The 651-nt window shown below is 40.6% G+C and carries 1 pseudogene; it reads right to left on the reverse strand.

Annotated features, from left to right (window positions below):
- Positions 1-651, reverse strand: a pseudogene (locus A3739_RS29585) (hypothetical protein); the annotation flags it as partial.

The following is a 651-nucleotide window of genomic DNA, read 5'->3' on the forward strand; positions in this document are numbered from 1 at the left end:
TGGCACATTATCACTATTCAAATCGTCTCCGAAATAGAACAGCGTGTCGTCAGATTTATAGCCAAAAACCCACACCTCGTTTCCGTCAGTAATTGTATCGCCATCAGAATCATCATTGCCTGGATCTATTCCTAAAATGACCTCAACAAAATCAGGAATTCCATCGCTATCCCCATCGATATTTAGAGGATTTGAATCAACGTCATCATTCAGAAAATCAAAATCAGTATCTTTTAAAGTCGGGTTCGTACCGGCTACAACTTCCGCACCATCATCGATTCCATCGCCATCCGTATCTTTGAGATTTGGATTAGTTTTGTTGCCATTAACGTCCCCTACACTCTCTTCGCCATCACTTAGACCATCACCATCCGTATCTTCCTCTAAGGGATTACTAGTACAAGCGACGAAGCCAACCAAACCATCTTGAACACAAGTAACATTGTTCGGGTCACCCCTTACTTCGTCAAAATCAGTCAAACCATCATTGTCAGAGTCTTTCATCCAAGGGTTCGTGCCCAATACCAATTCTTCAATATTCGTTAAACCATCGAGATCTGCATCCTCATTGGCATCACTAACACTATTTGACGTGGTTAAAAATTCATATTGGTCAGCAAATGCAATAGAACTATCAGCATTTAATATATT

The sequence above is a fragment of the Oleiphilus sp. HI0067 genome, assembly GCF_001635735.1.